Here is a 6305-nt window from a genome sequence, read left to right as displayed (position 1 = left end):
CATCGTTGCTGATCCGACGCGACACATTCGCCACGCTTCATGGCTTCGACGAAGCCTTTGCACCTGCCTATTACGAGGACACCGACCTTGCCTTCCGCCTGCGAGAGAAGGGACTGCGAATTTTCTACCAGCCACGGTCGATCGTCTATCATCTGGAAGGGTTTTCGCATGGCAAGGATCCCAAGGTCGGCATCAAGTCCTTCCTGCGGGTCAACCAGCGAAAGTTCGTTGAGCGATGGGCGCATGTTCTGTCGCGTGAACATTTCATCACAGGCGAATTCAGGCTGCTGGCGAGCCAGCATGCGGCGCTACGCAAAATTGTTCTTGTCGTCGCCCGGCCAGGGGCCCGCCTGAATGGGGGCTTTGGTTCAGACCGGATCCGGCGGATCATCGAGACTCTCGTCGATCGTGGGCTGGTGGTGAAATTCTGGCCTCAGGGCGCCGGGCTCGAGCAGCATCATATCGAAGCGCTTGAGAAACAAGGCGTTGAAGTCTTCCAGGGCTGGCGCTATCGGAGCCACCTTTCGAAGTGGTTACGCGTGAATGGGCGCTCTGTCGATTTCGCCCTGCTCTTCGGCGCGGCAGCGTCGCCATCGCTGGTGGCGACAATCAGGTCAACGAGCCCTGCACGGATTCTGAGCCTCGGCGAGCAGAGGGATCAGACGTCGCATGGCGAGGGCAGCGGCGCCGAGGTCTTGGCGTCCGCCGACTGCTCACCGGCGCAGCTTTGGCAGGTGCTGTCGCGCGGCATCAACGACCGGCCGCACCGTTCTCTGGCCGAGCGTTTCGGCCCGGAACGGATGGGCAATCCTGGTGCGCAGCCGAATCTGGATCCGGTGCATGCACCGCCAGAGGTGCCGGCTGCCATGCATGGCGATCTGGCCGAATGAGCGAGCCGACGGCGGCAATTTGTATGCTTGCGGTGGGCAAGCCTGGCTATGCGCTGGCGGCACGCGAAGCGCTGACGTCCTTTCTCAGACACACCGACTTCGAGATCTATGTGACCGCCGATTCGGCGGTGGCGCCCTTCTTGCCCCAGTCGCCGCGCATCCATCTCAACCTGATCAGCCTCTCGGCACCGGAACATCGATCCAGCTATTTCCGCGCCAAGTTCGATGCACTGGTGTGGTGCCTGGATCAGACCAGCGCGGCGATCATTCTCCAGGTCGATGTCGATGCGGTCCTGTTGCGACCGCTCGGAGCTGCGGAGATGGTTGCGGCGCTGGGTGATCGTCGGATCGGCATGGTCGAGCAAACCGGCATTTCCGGATCTGAAATGAGGGGCGACGATTTCTTCGAGCACTATCGCAGCCAGTCGCTGGCCTTTATCGATGCCTCGGCGGAGCCGCCACCCCGACACGCTTTCCACTACTTCAACAGTGGCGTCGTGCTTGCCTACAGGGACGAAATGCGGCGGTTCCTCGACTGGGCGGATGAGAGACAGCGCGTCTTGCCCGCGGACCATATGGCCGGGGCCTACATGCTCGGCGACCAGGCCTATTTCCAGGTCTGGGCGAACACTGTCGCACCCGATAGCTGCCGTGCCTTGCCCTGGCAGTGGAACCATTGCAGCCACTGGGATGCGGGTTTCCCACGCAAGGACGCGCTGATCGCCCATTTCAGCAATTTCCGCAACGGTCCAGAATTCGAGACCGTCATGGCCATGCACGCACTTGTTGGCAACGGCCCAACCGATCCCGAGCTGGAGCAAACGTCGACAGGACAGGATGCCGAACTGGCATTCATCATCATCACCTACAACTCGTCCAGGGTCATCGGCTACTGCCTCGACGCCCTGGCGAACCGAAAGCATGAGATCATCGTCATCGACAATGCCTCGACCGATGGGACACTCGATCATGTGACGCGCGAGGGTGTGACCATCATCAGGAACACGCGCAATGAAGGTTTCGCCGCCGCGGCCAACCGGGCCGCGGCAGCCACCAGCGCCGTGCATCTGTGCTTTCTCAATCCGGACTGCCTTATGACACCGGCGGCGGTCGAGGCTGCTCTCTCCACACTTCGCCAAAGACCCGATGCGATGGTCGTGCCTGACTATGTCGACTGGCACGGCAATCCGACAGCCGGCCGCCAGCCGGGTTACTCCAGGCTCAAGCTGACGGCCGATATTCTTGACAACAACGGCATGGCCAAACTTGCCAGGCGCCTGAGGCGCTTGCCTGGCTATGACCTCGAAAGCTGGAGCTGGCCCCTCGCCGCTGCTTTGTTCGTCAGACGCGATACGTTCCACGCCGTTGGCGGTTTCGATGAGCGCTACTTCTGCTACATGGAAGACGTTGCCATCGGCTTTGAAATGTCGCGACGCGGGCTCGAGATCATAAGGCTTGGTCATGTCTTGCCGCATTTCGGCCAGCACGGCGCGGATATCCCCTCCTCCGGCAGGGTTCGGTTGATCGACGCTGCGCGGCTCAAATTTGCTCGACTGCACTACGGTCGAACTCTTGCCACGGCACTCGCGGCCATGCACTGGGTCCTGCTCCGCCGCCTCGCAATCAAGGGCGCCTGGCGTCGCCAGCGGCGCCGCGGGATGGGAAGCAGATGAACTATTGCGTTCTGCCCGGCATCGGCATCCATGGCGGCATCAAGGTCGGCTTCCAGTTCGCACAACTGTTGTCGGAGGCCGGCGTGCCGATTGCGGCCGCTACCCCTGGCGGCCTTGCGCCGTCGTGGTTCCGGTGCGCCCAACCGGTGGTCGACAGGCAATACGTTCTTGCCAATGCCGGCCCGAGCGACACGCTCGTCTTTTCTCTGCCGCACGACTATCCGGTGCTGAAGGCAATCGGAGCGCGGCTGATCTTCCACTGCCAGGGCACCGACCCTCTGATAGACCCGGTTCTACACGACCGGGATGTGACCGTTCTGTCTTGCTGGGAACAGGCCGCACACTATGCGAGGACAGTGGCCGGTCGCGAAGCCATCGACGTCGGCATCTCGATCCCCGATATCTTTTTCTACGACGGCGCTGCCAAGGACCCATGCCTAGTGGCCTTCATGCCACGCCGGGGCGCCATGATCGCCGAAAGGGCGATGAACCAGGCACATCACCTGCGCTACGTGCCAATCGACAACGACACCGAAGAGGTCTGCGCGGCAACTCTGAAGCGCAGTGGGTTCTTCCTGGCGACGGCGGCGGGGGAATGGTTCGGACTGCCGGCACTGGAGGCAATGGCCGCCGGCTGCGTCGTGGTGTCGGTCCCTGTGGTCGCCATGGAACACCTCAGGGACGGCGACACCGCATGCGTTGCGGAGCCAGCACGATTGCCGATGGTGCTTGAGGACATCAGCGGGGAAAGCGCCGGTTTGCGGCGCGCCGCATTGCGTGATCGCGGCGCGGCAATGGCATCCCGCTATCGCACTGCCTTGCATAGGAGGAAATTGGAAAGCGCCATGCGGGCTGGTTTGAGAGACGCCTTGTCATGGAACTGAGCGGCATGGATCTGAGCGTCGTTATACCGTCTTACGGGCTGACCGCGCTACTGCGGACCTGCGTCCTGCACGTCCAGTCAGGTCTGACCCGGGCATTGCCCGGACGAACGGCGATTGTCGTTGTCGATAACGGTTCCGCCATGCCCTACCAGGCAAACGATCTGGCAACGCCGGATGTCCGCATCCTGCGACTCGACCGCCGGCATTCCTTCTCCGCGGCGTGCAATCGCGGCGCCAGTACCGTTCCGGCGGCGCGCTACCTGTTCCTCAACAACGACGTCTTCCTGCATCCAAACGCAATGGCTGAGATGCTTGAGATAGCAAGGCATGAAACGGTCGGCATCGTAGGCACCAGGCTGGTCCTGGCCGATAACACGATTCAGCACTGCGGCGTGCGTTTCGATGCCGGTGAGCGCGGCCCCTATCACCATGCCCATGGCAGGCCAAGCGCATCGGTCAGCCGCGCCACGACGTTTCCGCAGGCTGTAACGGGTGCGGCATTGATGATCGATCATGGTGCCTTTACCGCCCTGCGCGGGTTCGACGAGACCTTTCCCTTTGGTTATGAGGATGTGGATCTGTGCCTGCGCGCGCGGCAGATGGGAGTGCACATCGGCTGCGGTCAGAAATGGGATTCCCTACACTTGGAATCGACCTCCGATCGACGGCCTGATCGCCACAAGGCATCGCGCAGGCTGTTCTTTGAACGCTGGCGCGGGCGTTATTCCATCGACGGAGACGAAGGCGCATGAGGCAAGACATCGCCATCTCGCTGATCGTTCATACGCGCAATTCAGCCGCGACTTTGCCACGGCTACTCGAAACCACGGGCTGGGCGACCGAGCGCATCGTCATCGACATGCAAAGCAGCGATGCAACGGTCGAAATCGCGCGCGCGGCCGACTGCAGGGTGCTCTCTTGCGCCATCGTCGATGCCGTCGACGATATCCGCAACCAGTATCTTGCGGAAGCGCGGCATGACTGGGTCCTCGTTCTGGATTCCGACGAATACCTTGCCGACGATGCCTACGAGGCCATGCGGCAGCTTGTCGACGACCATGGCGACAAGATCGATGCCTTTGCCTTGCCAAGGTGGAATTCGGTAGCCGGCCAGATCATGCGTGGCTCGGGCTTTTACCCGGACCAGCAGATCAGGTTCTTTCGGAGGGGAACAGTGGCTTGGCAGCCTGGCAATCACCGTGTGCCGCAAGTGCTGACTGGCGCCAGGCGCCTGCGCGTCCTCCAGCCACCGAATTGCGTTCACATCCACCACGAAAATTACGCCGACATCGTATCGTTCATCACGCGACAACTGCGTTATGCACTGACCGATTCTTACGACCCCGATCCTGGCCATTTCGACTTCAGCCTCTACATCGCCGAGGCCTACGCAGAGTTCGCGCGGCGCCACGAGCCGAATGAAGACGGCGACTTGTCGACCGCCGTGGCAACGGTGCTGGCATGGGACCGTATCATGCGAGGCCTGATCCATTGGGAGCGGCTGGGGCGGCAACAGCCGCTCAACGCCGCCTTCTCCTTGCCGATCGTGCCCATTCTGCCCGCGCCCGGCAAGCGCCCGCGTGTTCCAGATTCGGGCGACTGGCAAAGAACCTCATTTCGCCATCTGCCGCGCGAGATCGGTCGCCGGCTTCGCCGGTTCTTCCAGCGCGGGCGGCGCTAAGCGGCGCCATTTTGCGCCATGCGCAATTTCGATCAAACCGGGTCGAGATGGTTTGCCGCCTCGTCGGCCAGCCCCAAGCCCGCCGATACGGCCAACGACCTAGCAAGCGCCCGCGGACGGGCCCATGGCGGGGTTCGTGTGAACCCCGCCATGGGTCCATAAGCCGCCGGCAGCCAGGGCCTACTTGCCCATCAGCTGCTTTGCATTCTCGGCGGTAATCGCCGTGGTCTCGACGGTGACGACGGGCTCGACCGAAGAGGCACAATCGAGCAGGATCTTCTTCGACATCTCGATCGCTTCCTTGGCGCCGGTCGGATAGGTGAAGGTCGCCGCCCAGTCGCCCTTGGCCACCGCCTCGATGCCGCCGGCCGGGCCCGGCAGGCCGTCGGTGCCGATGATCTTGACCTGCTTGCCCGCTCCCTTCGCGGCGAGCAGCGCGCCGGCCGCCATCATGTCATTCGAGGCATAGAGCACCTTGATGTCGGGATGCGCCTGCAGCATCGCCGAGAACGCGGTCTGGGCTTTGTCCGGCACCCAGTCCGCCGCCTGCTCGGCGACGACCTGGATCTTGGCATTCTCCTTGACGCCGTCCTTGAAGCCGTTCAGCCGCTCCACCGCCGGCGTCGAGCTCGGCAGGCCTTCCAGCACCGCCGCCTCGCCGCCTTCAGGCAGCAAGGTCTTGGCGGTGTATTTGCCGGCCTCGAGCGCGATCTTGTAATTGTCGCCGCCGATGAAGGCGGTGTAGTCCTTGCCGGGATCGCCGACCGTCTTGCGGTCGAGTTCGATGACCGGAATGCCGGCATCCATGGCGCGCTTCACCGCCGGCGTCAGCGGTGCCGCCTCGAAGGGCGAGATCAAGAGCAGATCGACCTTCTGGGTGATGAAATTGTCGACCTGCGACGTCTGCGTGTTGACGTTGCCGGCGCCATCGGCGATCTGCAGCGTGAAGCCCGGCACTTCCTTGGCCGCCGCCGTCAGCTCGTCATTGACGTGCTGGCGATAGGGTTCGGCATTGTTGGCTTGCGAAAAGCCGATGATGAACTGGCCGTCCTTCGCACAGGCCTTGACCATCGGGTCGGCGGCCTGCGCAACCCCTGCCATGCACATACACGTTCCGGCGAGCAGGCCAGCCTGCCAGCTCAGATGCCACAATCCTCTTTGAATGGCTTTCATAACT

6 protein-coding genes are annotated in these 6305 nt (G+C 62.5%); 5 read left to right on the top strand and 1 reads right to left on the bottom strand.

The window, feature by feature from the left end:
* The 5 genes from OOJ09_RS04585 to OOJ09_RS04565 form a co-directional block, all read left to right on the top strand.
* Nucleotides 1–890 (top strand): glycosyltransferase family 2 protein (locus OOJ09_RS04585; RefSeq protein ID WP_420107488.1); only part of this gene is annotated, 890 nt, incomplete at its 5' end.
* Complete coding sequence (locus OOJ09_RS04580; RefSeq protein ID WP_269904029.1) at nt 887–2563, top strand: glycosyltransferase; 1677 nt, start codon at nt 887–889, stop codon at nt 2561–2563. The genes OOJ09_RS04585 and OOJ09_RS04580, both read left to right, overlap by 4 nt.
* Nucleotides 2560–3447, top strand: a complete 888-nt coding sequence (locus tag OOJ09_RS04575) for a glycosyltransferase (RefSeq protein ID WP_269904028.1) — start codon at nt 2560–2562, stop codon at nt 3445–3447. Before OOJ09_RS04580 ends, OOJ09_RS04575 begins: the two co-directional genes overlap by 4 nt.
* On the top strand, nt 3438–4199 hold the full coding sequence (locus tag OOJ09_RS04570; RefSeq protein ID WP_269904027.1) for a glycosyltransferase family 2 protein: 762 nt from the start codon (nt 3438–3440) through the stop codon (nt 4197–4199). Before OOJ09_RS04575 ends, OOJ09_RS04570 begins: the two co-directional genes overlap by 10 nt.
* Nucleotides 4196–5128, top strand: a complete 933-nt coding sequence (locus tag OOJ09_RS04565; RefSeq protein WP_269904026.1) for a glycosyltransferase family 2 protein — start codon at nt 4196–4198, stop codon at nt 5126–5128. The genes OOJ09_RS04570 and OOJ09_RS04565 overlap by 4 nt, the downstream gene beginning before the upstream one ends.
* Before the next feature lie 180 nt (nt 5129–5308).
* Here OOJ09_RS04565 and OOJ09_RS04560 read toward each other — a convergent pair whose 3' ends face one another.
* Nucleotides 5309–6301, bottom strand: coding sequence for a substrate-binding domain-containing protein (locus tag OOJ09_RS04560; RefSeq protein WP_269904025.1), 993 nt, complete (start codon nt 6299–6301; stop codon nt 5309–5311).
* Nucleotides 6302–6305: the final 4 nt, after the last annotated feature.

It is taken from the genome of Mesorhizobium qingshengii, from assembly GCF_027563465.1.
In the GTDB taxonomy this organism is placed as follows: domain Bacteria; phylum Pseudomonadota; class Alphaproteobacteria; order Rhizobiales; family Rhizobiaceae; genus Mesorhizobium; species Mesorhizobium qingshengii_A.
The sequence above is the reverse complement of the archived record's forward strand: the minus strand, read 5'-3'. Positions and strand labels throughout refer to the sequence as shown.